Below are 14,645 nucleotides of genomic sequence, written 5' to 3'. Positions count from 1 at the left end.
TCTCACTTGCCGCGCATCGCCAGGTAAGCCCTGCGGCGTTGCGCTATAGTTGCCTCCCTCACGTACATGCTGCCGAAGAGTCCCCTCTCAAATGCTTAACAAAGGATTGTTGCTGGCCTGCGCGCTGGCCCTGCTCAGTGCCTGTGATTCTTCCACGCCGGACAAGCCATCGGCCCCCGCCGATGCTGCCACCGCCGTTGCGCCCGCCGAAACCAAGGCGGCCAAGCGCGAAGACCCGGCGCTGCTCGCCAAGCGCTACGCTGGCCGCGAGCTGACTGTGCTGGACGTCTCGGAAGTCCAGCTCGACGGTGCCAGCACCCTGTCGGTCAGCGTCTCCGCGCCGTTGGACGCCAACCAGGACTTTGCCGCCAAGCTGCACCTGGTCGACACCGTAAAGGGCAAGGTCGACGGTGCCTGGGAACTCTCCGACAACCAGATGGAACTGCGCCTGCGCCACCTGGAGCCGCAGCGCAAGATGGTCCTGACCATCGACAAGGGCCTGCTCTCGGTCAACGGCAACCAGCTTGAAGCCGAATCGGTCAGCCGTTTCGAGACCCGCGACATGCAGCCAACCGTGGGCTTCGCCAGCCGTGGTTCGCTGCTGCCTACGCGCCTGGCCGAAGGCCTGCCGGTGATCGCCCTGAACGTCGACAAGGTCGATGTCGAGTTTTTCCGCATCAAGCCGGACATGCTTTCCAGCTTCCTGGTCAACTGGGGCCGCAATTCCAGCCTCTACTACTACCAGTCCAAGGAAACCCTGGAGATGGCCGAGCTGGTCTACAGCGGCCGCTTCGACCTCAACCCCGCGCGCAACACCCGCGAGACCGTGCTGCTGCCGATCGCCGGAATCAAGCCGCTGCAGGAGCCGGGCGTGTACCTGGCGGTGATGCGCGCCTCGGGCACCTATGACTATTCGCAGCCGGCGACCCTGTTCACCCTGAGCGACATCGGCGTCTCCGCGCACCGCTACCGCGACCGCCTGGACGTGTTCGCCCAGGCACTGGAAGGTGGCAAGGCGCTCAAGGACGTCACCCTCGAACTGCACGACGACAAGGGCAAGCTGCTGGCCCAGGCCAAGACCGATGGCGACGGCCATGCCCAGCTGCCGATCACCGCCAAGGCCGACACTCTGATCGCCACCCAGGGCGTGCACACCACTCTCCTGCGCCTGAACACCGCGGCCCTGGACCTGGCCGAGTTCGACATCACCGGCCCCCAGGCCAACCCGCTGCAGTTCTTCATCTTCGGTCCGCGCGACCTCTACCGCCCGGGCGAGACTGTGCTGCTCAACGGCCTGCTGCGTGACCAGGACGGCAAGCCGGTGAAGGCCCAGCCGGTGAATGTGGAAGTGCGCCGTCCGGACGAACAGGTCAGCCGCAAGTTCGTCTGGGAGGCCGACAAGAACGGCCTGTTCCAGTACCAGTTGCAACTGGCCACCGAGGCCCCGACCGGCCGCTGGCAATTGCTGCTGGACCTGGGCGGTGGTCGCAAGCAGGTCTACGAATTCCTCGTCGAGGACTTTCTCCCCGAGCGCCTGGCGCTGGAGCTCAAGGGCAGCAGCACGCCGCTGGCGCCGGATGAGACTGCCACCATCCAGATCAATGGCCGTTACCTTTACGGTGCGCCGGCCGCCGGCAACCGCCTCAGCGGCCAGGCTTACGTGCGCCCGCTGCGCGAAGCGGTGAAGGCGCTGCCGGGCTACCAGTTCGGCGCGGTCACCGAGACCGACCTGAACCAGGACCTGGAGCTGGACGAAGTCACCCTCGACCAGAACGGCAAGGCCCGCATCGATATCGAAAGCCGCTGGGCCGAAGCCCGCTCGCCACTGCAACTGACTGTGCAGGCCAGCCTGCAGGAGTCCGGCGGCCGGCCGATCACCCGGCGCCTGGAGCAGCCGATCTGGCCCGCCGACCGCCTGCCGGGCCTGCGCGGCCTGTTCGACGGCGAAGAGACCGACGGTGACGGCCCGGTGGAATTCGAGTTCCTGGTGGCCGACCGCGAAGGCAAGAAGCTGGCCACCGACAACCTGAAGGTGCGCCTGATCCGCGAGCGCCGCGACTACTACTGGAACTACTCGCAGAGCGACGGCTGGAGCTACAACTACAACGAGAAATTCCTCACCCAGGCCGAGGAGACCGTCAGCGTGAAGGCCGGCTCCACCGCCAAGCTGAATTTCCAGGTGGAGTGGGGCCCGTACCGCGTCGAGGTGGAAGATCCGCAGACCGGCCTGGTCTCCAGCGCGCGCTTCTGGGCCGGCTACCGTGCCCAGGACAACGCCGAAGGCGGCGCGGTGCGCCCCGACCAGGTCAAGATCGCCCTGGACAAGCCGGCCTACAAGGACGGCGGTACCGCCAAGGTCACCGTCACCCCGCCGGCCGCCGGCAGCGGCTACCTGATGATCGAGTCCGCCGACGGCCCGCTGTGGTGGCAGGAAATCGACGTGCCCGCCGAGGGCAAGACCTTCGACGTCGAGCTGGACAAGAAGTGGGCGCGCCACGACCTGTACATCAGCGCCCTGGTGATCCGCCCGGGCGAGCGCAAGGCCAATGCCACGCCGAAACGCGCCGTGGGTGTGCTGCACCTGCCGCTGGACCGCGCCGAGCGCAAGCTGGCCGTGTCGCTGCAGGCGCCGGAGAAAATGCGACCCAAGCAACCGCTGACCGTGAAGTTCAAGGCGGTCAACGCCGACGGCAGCGTGCCGAAGCAGGTGCATGTGCTGCTGTCCGCGGTGGACGTGGGCATCCTCAATATCACCGACTTCAAGACCCCCGACCCGTTCGCCAGCCTGTTCGGCCGCAAGGCCTATGGCGCCGACCAGCTGGACATCTACGGCCAGCTGATCGAGGCCGGCCAGGGCCGCCTGGCCAGTCTCGCCTTCGGTGGTGACGCCGCCATGGCCAAGGGCGGCAAGCGGCCGAACACCACAGTGACCATCGTTGCCCAGCAAAGCTTGCCAGTGACCCTCGACGAGAAAGGCGAAGGCCAGGCCACCGTCGATATCCCCGACTTCAACGGTGAACTGCGCTTGATGGCCCAGGCCTGGACCGAGGAACACTTCGGCATGGCCGAAGGCAAGACCGTGGTCGCCGCGCCGCTGATCGCCGAGCTGTCCGCGCCGCGTTTCCTCGCCGGTGGTGACCGCACCCGGCTGGCGCTGGACCTGGCCAACCTGTCCGGCCGCGACCAGCAACTGAGCGTGCAACTGATCGCCGAAGGCCAGCTGAGCCTGGTCGGTGGTGCCCAGCAGAATTTCACCCTGGCCGAAGGCCAGCGCACCACCCTGATGATTCCAGTGCAGGCCCAGGGCGGCCTGGGGCAGGGCAAGGTGCGGGTGCAGGTCAATGGCCTGCAGCTGCCGGGCGAGCCGGCCAACACCTTCGAGCGCGAGTGGACCCTCGGTGTGCGCCCGGCCTACCCGGCGATGCTCAAGCACTACCGCGTGGCCCTCAAGGAGCAGCCCTGGAGCCTGCCGGAGAGCGACCTGGCCGAGTTCGAACCGGCGGGCCTCGAGGCCAGCCTTGCACTGTCGAGCCGCCCGCCCCTGAACCTGGCCGAACAGATCCGCGCCCTGGAAGCCTACCCTTATGGCTGCCTGGAGCAGACCACCAGTGGCTTGTACCCGTCGCTGTACGCCGATGCCGACAGCCTCAAGCGCCTGGGTATCAAGGGCGAGCCGGCCGATGTGCGCAAGCGCAAGATCGAGATGGGCATCGAGCACCTGCTGGGCATGCAGCGCTACAACGGCAGCTTCGGCCTGTGGAGCTCGGACAGCGAGGAGGAGTACTGGCTGACCGCCTACGTCACCGACTTCCTGCTGCGCGCCCGTGAGCAAGGCTACGGCGTACCCGCCGAGGTGTTGAAGAAGGCCAGCGAGCGCCTGCTGCGGTATGTGCAGGAGCGCAACCTGATCGAAGTCGACTACAGCCAGAACGCCGACCACACCCGGTTCGCCGTGCAGGCCTACGCTGGCCTGGTGCTGGCGCGTAGCCAACAGGCGCCGCTGGGCGCCCTGCGCAGCCTGTTTGAACGCCGCGCCGACGCCCGCTCCGGCCTGCCGCTGGTGCAGCTGGCGGTGGCGCTGGACAAGATGGGCGACAAGCAGCGTTCGCAGCAGGCATTGCAGGCAGGCCTGGCCGTGACTCGCAGCAAAGGCTGGATGGCCGACTACGGCAGTGCCCTGCGTGACCAGGCGCTGATCCTCGCCCTGCTGCAGGAGAACAACCTCGCCGGCAACCAGGTCGACCAGCGTCTGTTCGGCCTGTCCGACGAGCTGGCCGCCAACCGCTGGCTGTCCACCCAGGAGCGCAACGCGCTGTTCCTCGCCGGCCGTGGCCTGCTGGGCAAGCCGGAAGGCAACTGGAAAGCTCGCCTGGACAGCGCCGGTGAAGTGCGCGAGTTCGACAACAACGACTCGGGCATGAAACTCGAAGGCCCGCTGCTGGCCTCGCCGCTGACCGTGCAGAACCAGGGCGGCGACACCCTGTACCAGCAGCTGACCCTGTCCGGCTACCCGCGCCAGGCCCCTGCCGCCAGCGGCAACGGCATGGAGATCCGCCGCGAGTACCTGGGCATGAACGGCCAGGCGCTGGATGTACGCAACCTGCGCAGCGGTGACCTGGTGCTGGTGCACCTGGCGCTCAAGGCGCAGGATCAGGTGCCGGATGCCCTGGTGGTCGACCTGCTGCCGGCGGGCCTGGAGCTGGAGAACCAGAACCTGGCGCAGAGCGCCGCCAGCCTGGACAACGCCAGCAGCGCGGTGAAGCAGTGGCGCGAGTCGATGCAGAATGCCAGCGTGGTGCACCAGGAGTACCGTGACGACCGCTACGTGGCTGCGCTCAAGCTCGACAGCTACGGCACCACCCACCTGCTGTACCTGGCACGTGCCGTGACCCCGGGCAGCTACCGCATCCCGCCGCCGCAGGTGGAGTCGATGTACCGGCCGAACCTGCAGGCGATCGGCGACAGCCAGGGTGAAATGGTGGTACGCGCCCGCTAGGCAACGCAGGAAGCGACTCGTGGGAGCGGGCTTGCCCCGCGATAGCGTCAGGTCAGGCAGCAATGCCGACCGTACGGACGCCATCGCGGGGCAAGCCCGCTCCCACGAGGTTCAGTGAACGACCCAACTCAACACCCAAAACCCCAGCAATGCCCAGATGATCCCGAGGATGATCGACGCCCGCATGAACGCGCGTATCGCCGAGTACAGCAGCATCAGGCCGACGATCAGCGCCAGGATGCTGACCAGCGAGGTGTCCATGCCCAGCGTGCGCGCCAGGCCATCGATGAAATTGCCGCCGGCGTTGGCCAGCAGGTTGAACAACCCGCTCAGGCCGTCGACGATGAAACGGATCACCGAACCCAGTACCTGGCCCAGCCACTCGAAAAAACCTTCTACATGCATAGTCGCTTCCTGATCAACGAATCGGCGATTCCCAGCCTTTGGCCATCACCTGGCCCGGTCGGTTCCCGATGCCAAGCTTAGCGCGCCCAGGTCTGCTCAAGCTGCTGCGGCGTGTCGCCGCCTCCGTGCTGGCGGTCATGGTCCTGCTGTGGCTGGCCGACCGCATCTGGCCGTTGCCCATGCCGGGCGACGACCTGGCGCGGGTGGTGCTGGCCGAGGACGGCACGCCGCTGTGGCGCTTCGCCGATGCTGACGGCGTGTGGCGCTACCCGGTCAGCCCGGACGAAGTCTCGCCGCTGTACCTTGAAGCCTTGCTCGCCTACGAGGACCGCTGGTTCTATCACCACTCTGGGGTCAACCCCATGGCCCTGGCCCGGGCGGCCTGGCTCAACCTGCGCGGCGGGCGGGTGGTGTCCGGCGGCAGCACCCTGTCGATGCAGGTGGCGCGCCTGCTCGATCCGCACGACCGCACCCTGGCCGGCAAGCTGCGCCAGTTGTGGCGCACGGCGCAGCTGGAGTGGCACCTGTCCAAGGCCGAGATCCTGCAGCTCTATCTCAATCGGGCGCCGTTCGGCGGTACCTTGCAGGGCGTGGCCGCGGCCAGCTGGGCCTACCTGGGCAAGTCGCCGAAACACCTGACCCCGGCCGAGGCCGCGCTGCTCGCCGTGCTGCCCCAGGCGCCGAGCCGCCTGCGTCCGGACCGTCATCCCGAGCGTGCCCAGCGCGCCCGGGACAAGGTGCTACAACGCCTGGCCGAGTACCAGGTGTGGCCGGCCCAACGCATCGATGAGGCCCGCGAAGAGCCGCTGCTGCTGGCGCCGCGCCAGGAACCGGCACTGGCGCCCTTGCTGGCCCGGCGGCTGAACACGCCGGACAGCCCGCCGCTGATTCGCACCACTATCGACGCCGCCCTGCAACGACGCCTCGAAGACCTGCTGATGGGCTGGCGCGCGCGCCTGCCCGAGCGCACCTCGGCGGCGCTGCTGGTGGTGGAAACCCAGAGCATGGCGGTGCGCGCCTATCTCGGTTCCATCGACCTGAGCGACGAGCGTCGCTTCGGCCATGTGGACATGATCCACGCCCTGCGCTCGCCCGGCTCGACCCTCAAGCCATTCCTCTATGCCATGGCCATGGACGACGGCCTGATCCATTCCGAATCGTTGCTGCAGGATGTGCCCCGGCGCTATGGCGACTACCGCCCCGGCAACTTCTCCATGGGCTTCAGCGGCCCGGTGTCGGCCAGCTCGGCGCTGGCGCTGTCGCTCAACCTGCCGGCGGTGCAACTGCTCGAGGCCTACGGGCCGAAACGTTTCGCCGCGCAGATGCGCATGGGCGGCATGCCGCTGGTGCTGCCACCGCTGGCCGAGCCGAACCTGTCGTTGATTCTGGGTGGCGCGGGCAGCCGGCTGGAGGATCTGGTCGGTGGCTACGCCGCGCTCGGCCGTGGCGGCAACAGCGCGAAGATTCGCCTGCAGCCCCAGGACCCGCTGGTGGAGCGCCGCTTGTTGTCGCCGGGCTCGGCCTGGATCACCCGGCGTATCCTCAGCGGCCTGGCCCGGCCGGACCGCGACCCTCATGCCGAACTGGTGCAGCGTCCGCAACTGGCCTGGAAGACTGGCACCAGCTACGGCTTTCGCGATGCCTGGTCGGTGGGGGTCGGTCCGCGCTACTTGATCGGCGTATGGATCGGCCGCCCCGATGGCACCCCGGTGCCGGGCCAGTTCGGCCTGGCCTCGGCGGCGCCGCTGATGCTGCAGGTGCACGACCTGCTGAGCAATCGCGACAGCCAGCGCGGCATCGAGGTGCCGGTCGAGCCTGTGCCCGCCTCGGTAGGCGTGGCGGCCATCTGTTGGCCCCTGGGCCAGCCGATGAACCGCCAGGACACCAACTGCCGCCGCCAGCGCTTTGCCTGGACCCTGGACGGCACCACCCCGCCGACCTTGCTGGCGGCCGACCAGCCCCTGGGTCTGGGATTGCGCGAGACTGTATGGCTCAACGACCAGGGACTGCGCGTCGATGCCGCTTGCCCCGGGGCCAAGGCCCACGACGTCGCCTTGTGGCCGGCCCCGCTGGAACCCTGGCTGCCAAGGGCCGAGCGCCGCGCCGCGCGGTTGCCCGCGGTGGACCCGGCCTGCCCGCCACAGCAGGTGGTCAGCGCGCCGCCGCTGTCGATCGTCGGCGTGCGCGCCGGCGACAACCTGCGCCGCCCGGCCACCAGTCACGAGCCGTTGCAACTGCGGGTGTCGGCCCTGGGCGGCGCGGGGCGGCGCTGGTGGTTCCTTAATGGTCAGCCGCTGGGCGAAACCCAGGGGCAGGACAGCTTGCCGGTGCGTTTCGAACAGGCGGGCAGCATCGAGTTGAGTGCGTTGGATGAAAGTGGCGAGACGGCGCGGGTGGCGTTTCAGGTCAGCGAATAATCCTGCTGGGGCGAAAGGGCCGCAACGCCAATCGAGGGTTTCAGACCTCCCCCAGAATGGCCACCACCTCGATCATCTGATCCCCCGCCGGCCTGCGCCACAGCACCTCATCCCCAGGTCCGGCGCCCAGCAGCGCCCGTCCCAGCGGCGAGCCCCAGTTGACCAGCCCGTGTACCGCGTCGGCCTGGTCCTCGCCCACCAGTTGCACCTGATGCTCCTGGTTGTCCTCATCGACGAACCGCACTCGGCTGCCGATCTGAACTTTTTCGGTGGACGTGGCGGTCGGTACCACCTGCGCACTCTGCACGCGGGCGCTGAAGTAGCGCAGGTCGCGCTCGGTATCGGCCAGCCGCTGCCGGTCGGCGCGCTCGCCCTGGGCCTGCAGTTCGCTGCGCAGCGCAGTGAGCATGGCCAGCCGCTGCTGCAACTGGGCGAGGCCGGTGGCAGTGACGTAGTTGGGCTGGTCGCTGACCCGTCGCTCCACCGGCTGGCTGGCCTGGGCGGCGGCCTGGTCTTCGTTGACGAATGCTCGGCTCATGGGCGGCCTCCTTTGTGCTGGAGACCATGGTGGCAGGTCGCGGGTTTCAATGATTGTCCGATTGCGACGTCATTTGCGGCGATAGGCGCGGGCGGCGCCCTGGTCCTTTTCCTGCTGCCAGTCGCGGTCGCGCTCGTCCCAGTAGCGCTCGCGGTACTCGCGCAGGTCTTCGTTGGACTGCATCGCGTGGCACTGGCGAAAGCCATCGTCCCAGCCGCTTTCGTACTGGCGGTTGTGCAGGTAGCGCGGGACATCCTTGCGAAAGTCGCCGGCCATCAGCCCGGCGGCTTGGCGACCGCTGCTGCAGCCGTCCTGGAAGCCGTCGGCGTAGGCGGGGGGATAGCCCTGGTTGACCATCTGTTCGTGGGTGGTTTCACAACCGGCCAGCAGCAATACGACACACACGCCCAACCAATACCGCGACATATCCACAAGACCTTTAGCGTAATGGTGGAAAGTCTAGGTGGTGAATTGTCGGCGCGATGTCAAAACGCTGTCGAAGGATCGCGACGCGCTCCCACGAGGAAGGCCACGTTGATCAGTATTGGTACCACTTCAGCTCCAGCATCACCTCGTTCTGCGCCGTGGCCAGATGGCTGAACTGCCGGGAGGCGCTCAACCGCAGCCCAAGGTCCCGGCTGATCTCCCACTGCTGGTTCAGGCTCACGCTGCGGCGTACCTCGCCATTGGTGAAGTAATCACCCTTGGCTTCCAGCGTCAGGTTGCCCAGCGGATTGCGCCACAGCAGCCCGCCATTGAACCCGGCTGCCGGCGAGATGAACTCGGCGAAGTCGTTGTGGTGCTCGACCCGCACCGTGCCCAGGGCGAAGCCAAGCAGGTCGTCGCTCAACTGCCAGGTGCCGCCGGCGCCGCCGTTGACGTGGCTGACCAGCACCTCGTCGTCGTGCTTGCCCGGCACCCGCTCCAGGCCCCCGGCAACCTGCCACGACCAGGGCTTGAGCAACTCATTGCGCGGGGTCAGCGAGCGGATGGTGGCCAGGTCCAGGCGCTGCACCTGCCAGTCGTTGCCCTCGTACTGGCGCAGCTTGAGCTGGAGGATCTCGATCTGCGCGCCCAGCGGGAAGCCATACAGGTTGTCGTTGAGGTCGTGATAAGCCATGCGCAGGCCGTACTCGGCGTAAGCGCGGTCCTCGCGGGCCCCGACGCCCAGTTGCCAGGTGCGCGACTGATGGCCGTCCTCGGGCAGGCCTGGGCGCTCGATCGCAAGCGGTGGCGGCGGGTTGCGGTTGATCGCCCTGAGCAGCTCGAAACTGCGCGCGGCCTGGGCCGGGTCGCGTTCCTGGCCGTTGGCCCGGTAGCGCTCCAGGCGATAGGCGGCATCCTGCACCAGCGCCTGGCGTTCGCGGGGCAGGGCGGTGAAGTCGGGGCTCTGCAACTGAGCGGTATCGGCGCTGATGGCCAGCACCTGCTGTTTTTCCTCATGGTCCAGCGGCTCGGCGCGGGCCAGCAGTTCGCGCTCGCGGGAGGGGCGGTAGCGCACATCGGAGACCAACCCCGATTGCTTGACCGCCTTGACCGTGTCGGTGGGAATGGCGGTCAGCGGGAACTGCGAGGTCAGGTCCAGGCTCGGGCGCGCCACCTGCAGCAGTTCCAGCAGGCGGTAGGAGCAGTTCTCGTCGAAGAAGAAGTAGTCGAACTTGATCTGCTTGAGCTCCCACACGTGCTCGACCATGCGTCCGGTCTCCTCGGGCGTCAGGTCCAACTGGTATTCCCAAAGGTCGCGGTTTTCCAGGCTGCGGTACTCGGACAGCTTCTCCTGGTAGGGCATCATCGCGAACAGCCCGGGATAACCGCCCATCAGGCCTTTCCAGGCGTAGAGGATGCTGTTGTCGCTGCCTTCGATATAGGCGCCGAAGTTGATCGCGTAGCTCAGCAGCGTGGTGTCGTCGCGACGGGTGTTGGACTGGTCGATACGCAGCAGCGTGTGGCCGAACATCGACGACGGGCTATTGAGATAGGCCGCCGGGAAGATCAGCGTCGCGCTGTGCGGGTCGATGGATGTGTACCAGGTCTTGAACTCCTGGCAGTCCGGGCTCGGCAGGTCACTGAGGTTCAGCTGTTCGCGCAGCCAGCGGGTACGCGCGGGGAACACGCATTGGGCATGCTTGTCGCCCAGGCTGGCTGGGGCGTACAGGGCGGCGACGGTGGCCTGCAGCTCCTGGTCGGGATGGTGGGCGCCATCCTCGGCGAGGAAAAAGCGTTTGTCGTCCACATAGCTGCGCCAGCCGCCGAGCTTGGCGGTTTCGTAGTGCCCGAGGGCGATCCAGTAGGGCGTGGCCGCCAACTGCTGGACGCGGGCCGGGTCGAGCTGTGGCGCGGCATGAATCGGTGCGCTGACGAGCAGCGCCAGGGGAGCGAGGCGTTTGAACATGTCGGGCAACTACATCCTGATGATGCCGGAAGGTGAAGCGCCAAGCCCGCCCCGCTGCCGGGGCGGGAGGCGTGGTACTTAAGCCTCGGTGGCGTACTTGGCCAGTTGTGGGTCGCTCTTGAGCACGGCCAGGGTGTTGGAGTGGACAGTTTCGGCAGTCACGTCGGCGCTGCTGAAGATCTGCTGGAAGTGCTCGTGGGTGACGGCGGCGAAGCGCGCGCGGTCTTCAGGGGCCACACCGAGGACCACGGCGTAGGTGGTCAGGGCTTCGCCCTGGCCCTGGGCCATGTCTTCGGAGAGCTCGTTCATCATGCCGTTCATGGCAAACCAGGATTTGCCGCCATAGGTGAGCGCGGCCTTGGTCGAGCAGCCGTTGGTGCCCGAGGTCATGCCGAAGGTTGCGTTGCCGGACGTGCCGTTGGTGGTGGAGGCCAGGAAGTGGGCCGGTGTGCCGCGCTGGCCCTCGAACAGCAAGTTGCCCCAGCCGCAGTTCGGGCCGCCCGGCGCTTCGGCCATGGCGTTGATCGAGACAGCGGCGAACAGAGTACCCAGAAGAATCCGTTTCATAGCGTTGTTCTCTTTCTCAAGTGACATACCAATGGTCAGGGTTCTGGCAACGCGGTTGCCAGGGCGGGAGGATTTCCATCCCCCTGCGCAGCTTGGAGTTTAGGCACGATCCAAAGGTTGCGTTGTTTATTGCGAAAAATTGCTTGCGTGATCGGTCATGTTGGGCTGTGACATAAAGTCCCACGGAGCCTTGCCGCTGCGCGCTGGCAGCGCCAGAATGCCTTTCATCCGCCCCGCCGAAGTAAGGAAACCCAATGCCCGATCCTGTCGCCTCGCGCCTGCGTCTCGCGCCCGAAGCCCTGACCCGGCGTTTCTCCGCTGAACAGTTCGCTTTCTCCAACACCGACGACCTGGAGCCGTTTCGTGGCGTCCTGGGCCAGGAGCGTGCCGTCGAGGCCCTGCAGTTCGGCGTGGCCATGCCGCGCCCCGGTTACAACGTGTATGTGATGGGCGAGCCCGGCACGGGCCGCTTCTCGTTCGTCAAGCGTTACCTCAAGGCCGAAGGCAAGCGCCAGCACACCCCGGCCGACTGGCTGTACGTCAACAACTTCGAGGACTCCCGCGAGCCGCGCGCCCTCGAGCTGCCGTCCGGCAGCGCCCATGAGTTCATCAACGACATGAACGGGCTGATCGACAACCTGCTGGCTACCTTCCCGGCAGTGTTCGAACACCCGTCGTACCAGCAGAAGAAGAGCGCCATCGACCGCGCCTTCAACCAGCGCTACGACCGGGCGCTGGACGTGATCGAGCGGGCTTCGCTGGAAAAGGACGTGGCGCTGTACCGCGACAGCAGCAACGTCGCCTTCACCCCCATGGCCGACGGCAAGGCGCTGGACGAGGCCGAGTTTGCCCAACTGCCGGAGGAGGTGCGCGAGCGCTTCCATGAAGACATCGCCGCGCTCGAGGACCGCCTGAACGAGGAACTGTCCAGCCTGCCGCAGTGGAAGCGCGAGTCGAGCAACCAGTTGCGCCAGCTCAATGAAGAGACCATCACCCTCGCCCTGCAGCCGCTGCTGGCGCCGCTGTCGGAGAAATACGCGGAAAACGCCGCGGTGTGCGCCTACTTGCAATCGATGCAGTTGAACCTGCTGCGCACCGTGGTCGAACAGCTGGTCGACGACAGCAAGACCGACGCCGTGGCGCGCAAGATGCTCGAAGAGCAGTACGCGCCCAACCTGGTGGTTGGCCATCCCGGCAAGGGCGGGGCGCCGGTGGTGTTCGAGCCGCATCCGACCTACGACAACCTGTTCGGCCGCATCGAATACAGCACCGACCAGGGCGCGCTGTACACCTCCTATCGCCAGCTGCGCGCGGGCGCGCTGCACCGCGCCAACGGCGGTTTCCTGATCCTGGAAGCGGAGAAGATGCTCGGCGAGCCGTTCGTCTGGGACGCCCTCAAGCGCGCGCTGCAATCGCGCAAGCTGAAGATGGAGTCGCCGCTGGGCGAACTGGGCCGCGTCGCCACCGTCAGCCTGACGCCGCAGGTTATCCCGCTCAGCGTCAAGCTGGTGATCATCGGCTCGCGCCAGCTGTACTACGCGCTGCAGGACCACGACCCGGACTTCCAGGAGATGTTCCGGGTGCTGGTGGACTTCGACGAAGACATGCCGATGGTCGACGAGAACCTGGAGCAGTTTGCCCAGCTGTTGCGCACCCGCACCAACGAAGAGGGCATGGCGCCGCTGACCAGCGACGCGGTGGCGCGCCTGGCCACCTACAGTGCGCGCCTGGCCGAGAACCAGTCGCGGCTGTCGGCGCGGATCGGCGACCTGTTCCAGCTGGTCAGCGAGGCGGACTTCATCCGCCAGCTGGCCAACGAGGCCATGACCGACGCCGGCCATATCGAGCGGGCGCTCAAGGCCAAGGCCCAGCGCACCGGGCGGGTCTCGCAGCGGGTGCTCGACGACATGCTCGCCGGGATCATCCTGATCGATACCGAAGGCGCGGCTATCGGCAAGTGCAACGGCCTGACCGTGCTCGAGGTCGGTGATTCGGCGTTCGGCATGCCCGCGCGGATTTCCGCCACGGTCTATCCGGGCGGCAGCGGCATCGTCGACATCGAGCGCGAGGTCAACCTCGGGCAGCCGATCCACTCCAAGGGGGTGATGATCCTCACCGGCTACCTGGGCAGCCGCTATGCCCAGGAGTTTCCCCTGGCGATTTCGGCGAGCATCGCCCTGGAGCAGTCCTACGGCTACGTCGACGGCGACAGCGCCTCGCTGGGCGAGGCCTGCACGTTGATCTCGGCGCTGTCGCGCACCCCGCTCAAGCAGTGCTTCGCCATCACCGGCTCGATCAACCAGTTCGGCGAGGTGCAGGCGGTCGGCGGGGTCAACGAGAAGATCGAAGGCTTCTTCCGCCTCTGCGAGGCCCGTGGCCTGACCGGCGAGCAGGGCGTGATCATCCCGCGGGCCAACGTCGCCACGTTGATGCTCGACGAGCGGGTAGTGCAGGCGGTCGAGGCCGGGCGCTTCCATGTCTACGCCGTCAGCCAGGCCGACGAGGCGCTGAGCCTGCTGGTCGGCGAGGAAGCCGGCGCGGTCGACGACAAGGGCGAGTTTGCCGAGGGCAGCGTCAACGCCCGGGTAGTCGAGCGCCTGCGGGTGATCGCCGAGATGATCAGCGAGGAAGAGATCAAGGAGGCCGAGAAGGAGCGTATGGAGGAGGTCATCGCCCAGGCCAAGCCTGCCTGAGTCAAGAAACCGGCGCTGGCGGCCATGTGCTACCGTTCAGCGCCGGTTTTCCAACTTTTTACTCAGGTCGGCTAAAGTGGAACTTAAGGACGTTGTCAGGGTTCAGGATGGAAACAGCCTGAGGGTTTCAGGCTGAACAGGGCTTTACAGAGGGGACGCCGCCATGCGCAACCTCAGCCTCACCCGCCAGTGCCTGGGCCTGGTGACCCGCATCGAATGCAGCATCCGTCCGCTGGCCGGGGACAACGGCATGTGGACCTTGCTGTTCGCCGCCGGCATGGCCGGTGAACAACCCTCGGCGATCAAGGCCCAGGGCCCGTTCCACGGGCCGATGGTGGCCGAGTCGGTGATGAACGCCATCGTCGACAGCCTCACCCTTCATGGCTATCAGGTCGCGGAAGACCCGCAGATCTGGTGCCTGCACCTGCAGGCGCAGTTGCGCAGAATCAACGGTGAGCGGTGCCGCAATCTTGGGGACTATCAGTTCCATCCGGAAACCTGAGCGTTTTTCCTGTGGAACCAGGTTCCCGTGGGAGCGGGCTTGCCCCGCGATAAAAGCCCGGCCTGGCCATTGTGACAGGGCGGCTGGCGCCATCGCGGGGCAAGCCCGCTCCCACGAAGTCGCCTCCACAAAGTC

The 14,645-nt window shown here is 66.9% G+C and carries 9 protein-coding genes; 4 read left to right on the top strand and 5 right to left on the bottom strand.

Annotation, left to right across the window (positions count from 1 at the left end):
- Nucleotides 1-91: 91 nt before the first annotated feature.
- A complete protein-coding gene (locus AC25M7_RS14705) occupies nt 92-4,996 on the top strand; it encodes an alpha-2-macroglobulin family protein (protein WP_486971180.1) in 4,905 nt (1,634 codons plus the stop codon).
- Nucleotides 4,997-5,107: 111 nt separating this feature from the next.
- On the opposite strand, the gene AC25M7_RS14700 is transcribed toward AC25M7_RS14705, so the two are convergent.
- The gene (locus tag AC25M7_RS14700; RefSeq protein ID WP_486971179.1) at nt 5,108-5,401 is read right to left on the bottom strand and encodes a hypothetical protein; all 294 of its coding nucleotides are present in this window, start codon (nt 5,399-5,401) and stop codon (nt 5,108-5,110) included.
- Nucleotides 5,402-5,469: 68 nt separating this feature from the next.
- Here AC25M7_RS14700 and pbpC point away from each other — a divergent pair, with 68 nt between their 5' ends.
- Nucleotides 5,470-7,818, top strand: coding sequence for a peptidoglycan glycosyltransferase PbpC (pbpC, locus tag AC25M7_RS14695; protein WP_486971178.1), 2,349 nt, complete (start codon nt 5,470-5,472; stop codon nt 7,816-7,818).
- A gap of 40 nt (nt 7,819-7,858) precedes the next feature.
- Here pbpC and AC25M7_RS14690 read toward each other — a convergent pair whose 3' ends face one another.
- From AC25M7_RS14690 to AC25M7_RS14675, 4 genes are all read right to left on the bottom strand, one after another.
- The gene (locus AC25M7_RS14690; RefSeq protein ID WP_028691186.1) at nt 7,859-8,356 is read right to left on the bottom strand and encodes a GreA/GreB family elongation factor; all 498 of its coding nucleotides are present in this window, start codon (nt 8,354-8,356) and stop codon (nt 7,859-7,861) included.
- Between the two features lie 69 nt (nt 8,357-8,425).
- The gene (locus AC25M7_RS14685; RefSeq protein ID WP_028691185.1) at nt 8,426-8,782 is read right to left on the bottom strand and encodes a hypothetical protein; all 357 of its coding nucleotides are present in this window, start codon (nt 8,780-8,782) and stop codon (nt 8,426-8,428) included.
- A gap of 112 nt (nt 8,783-8,894) precedes the next feature.
- Nucleotides 8,895-10,748 (bottom strand): Lnb N-terminal periplasmic domain-containing protein, encoded by a 1,854-nt coding sequence (locus AC25M7_RS14680; protein WP_186597615.1) that lies wholly within the window; start codon nt 10,746-10,748, stop codon nt 8,895-8,897.
- A 78-nt stretch (nt 10,749-10,826) separates the two neighbouring features.
- A complete protein-coding gene (locus tag AC25M7_RS14675) occupies nt 10,827-11,315 on the bottom strand; it encodes a DUF3015 domain-containing protein (RefSeq protein ID WP_028691183.1) in 489 nt (162 codons plus the stop codon).
- Nucleotides 11,316-11,569: 254 nt separating this feature from the next.
- Here AC25M7_RS14675 and AC25M7_RS14670 point away from each other — a divergent pair, with 254 nt between their 5' ends.
- A complete protein-coding gene (locus AC25M7_RS14670; RefSeq protein ID WP_028691182.1) occupies nt 11,570-14,008 on the top strand; it encodes a Lon protease family protein in 2,439 nt (812 codons plus the stop codon).
- A 163-nt stretch (nt 14,009-14,171) separates the two neighbouring features.
- Nucleotides 14,172-14,510: a PA4575 family protein gene (locus AC25M7_RS14665; protein ID WP_023631147.1), complete on the top strand. Its 339-nt coding sequence runs from the start codon at nt 14,172-14,174 to the stop codon at nt 14,508-14,510.
- Nucleotides 14,511-14,645 lie beyond the last annotated feature (135 nt).

This window comes from Pseudomonas sp. P106(2024), assembly GCF_057480815.1.
The sequence above is the reverse complement of the archived record's forward strand: the minus strand, read 5'-3'. Positions and strand labels throughout refer to the sequence as shown.

Coding starts and splice junctions, on each gene's coding strand:
- AC25M7_RS14690 (WP_028691186.1), bottom strand. CDS start 8,356: ATGAGCCGAGCATTCGTCAACGAAGACCAGGCCGCCGCCCAGGCCAGC.
- AC25M7_RS14705 (WP_486971180.1), top strand. CDS start 92: ATGCTTAACAAAGGATTGTTGCTGGCCTGCGCGCTGGCCCTGCTCAGT.
- AC25M7_RS14680 (WP_186597615.1), bottom strand. CDS start 10,748: ATGTTCAAACGCCTCGCTCCCCTGGCGCTGCTCGTCAGCGCACCGATT.
- AC25M7_RS14685 (WP_028691185.1), bottom strand. CDS start 8,782: ATGTCGCGGTATTGGTTGGGCGTGTGTGTCGTATTGCTGCTGGCCGGT.
- pbpC (WP_486971178.1), top strand. CDS start 5,470: ATGCCAAGCTTAGCGCGCCCAGGTCTGCTCAAGCTGCTGCGGCGTGTC.
- AC25M7_RS14700 (WP_486971179.1), bottom strand. CDS start 5,401: ATGCATGTAGAAGGTTTTTTCGAGTGGCTGGGCCAGGTACTGGGTTCG.
- AC25M7_RS14670 (WP_028691182.1), top strand. CDS start 11,570: ATGCCCGATCCTGTCGCCTCGCGCCTGCGTCTCGCGCCCGAAGCCCTG.
- AC25M7_RS14675 (WP_028691183.1), bottom strand. CDS start 11,315: ATGAAACGGATTCTTCTGGGTACTCTGTTCGCCGCTGTCTCGATCAAC.
- AC25M7_RS14665 (WP_023631147.1), top strand. CDS start 14,172: ATGCGCAACCTCAGCCTCACCCGCCAGTGCCTGGGCCTGGTGACCCGC.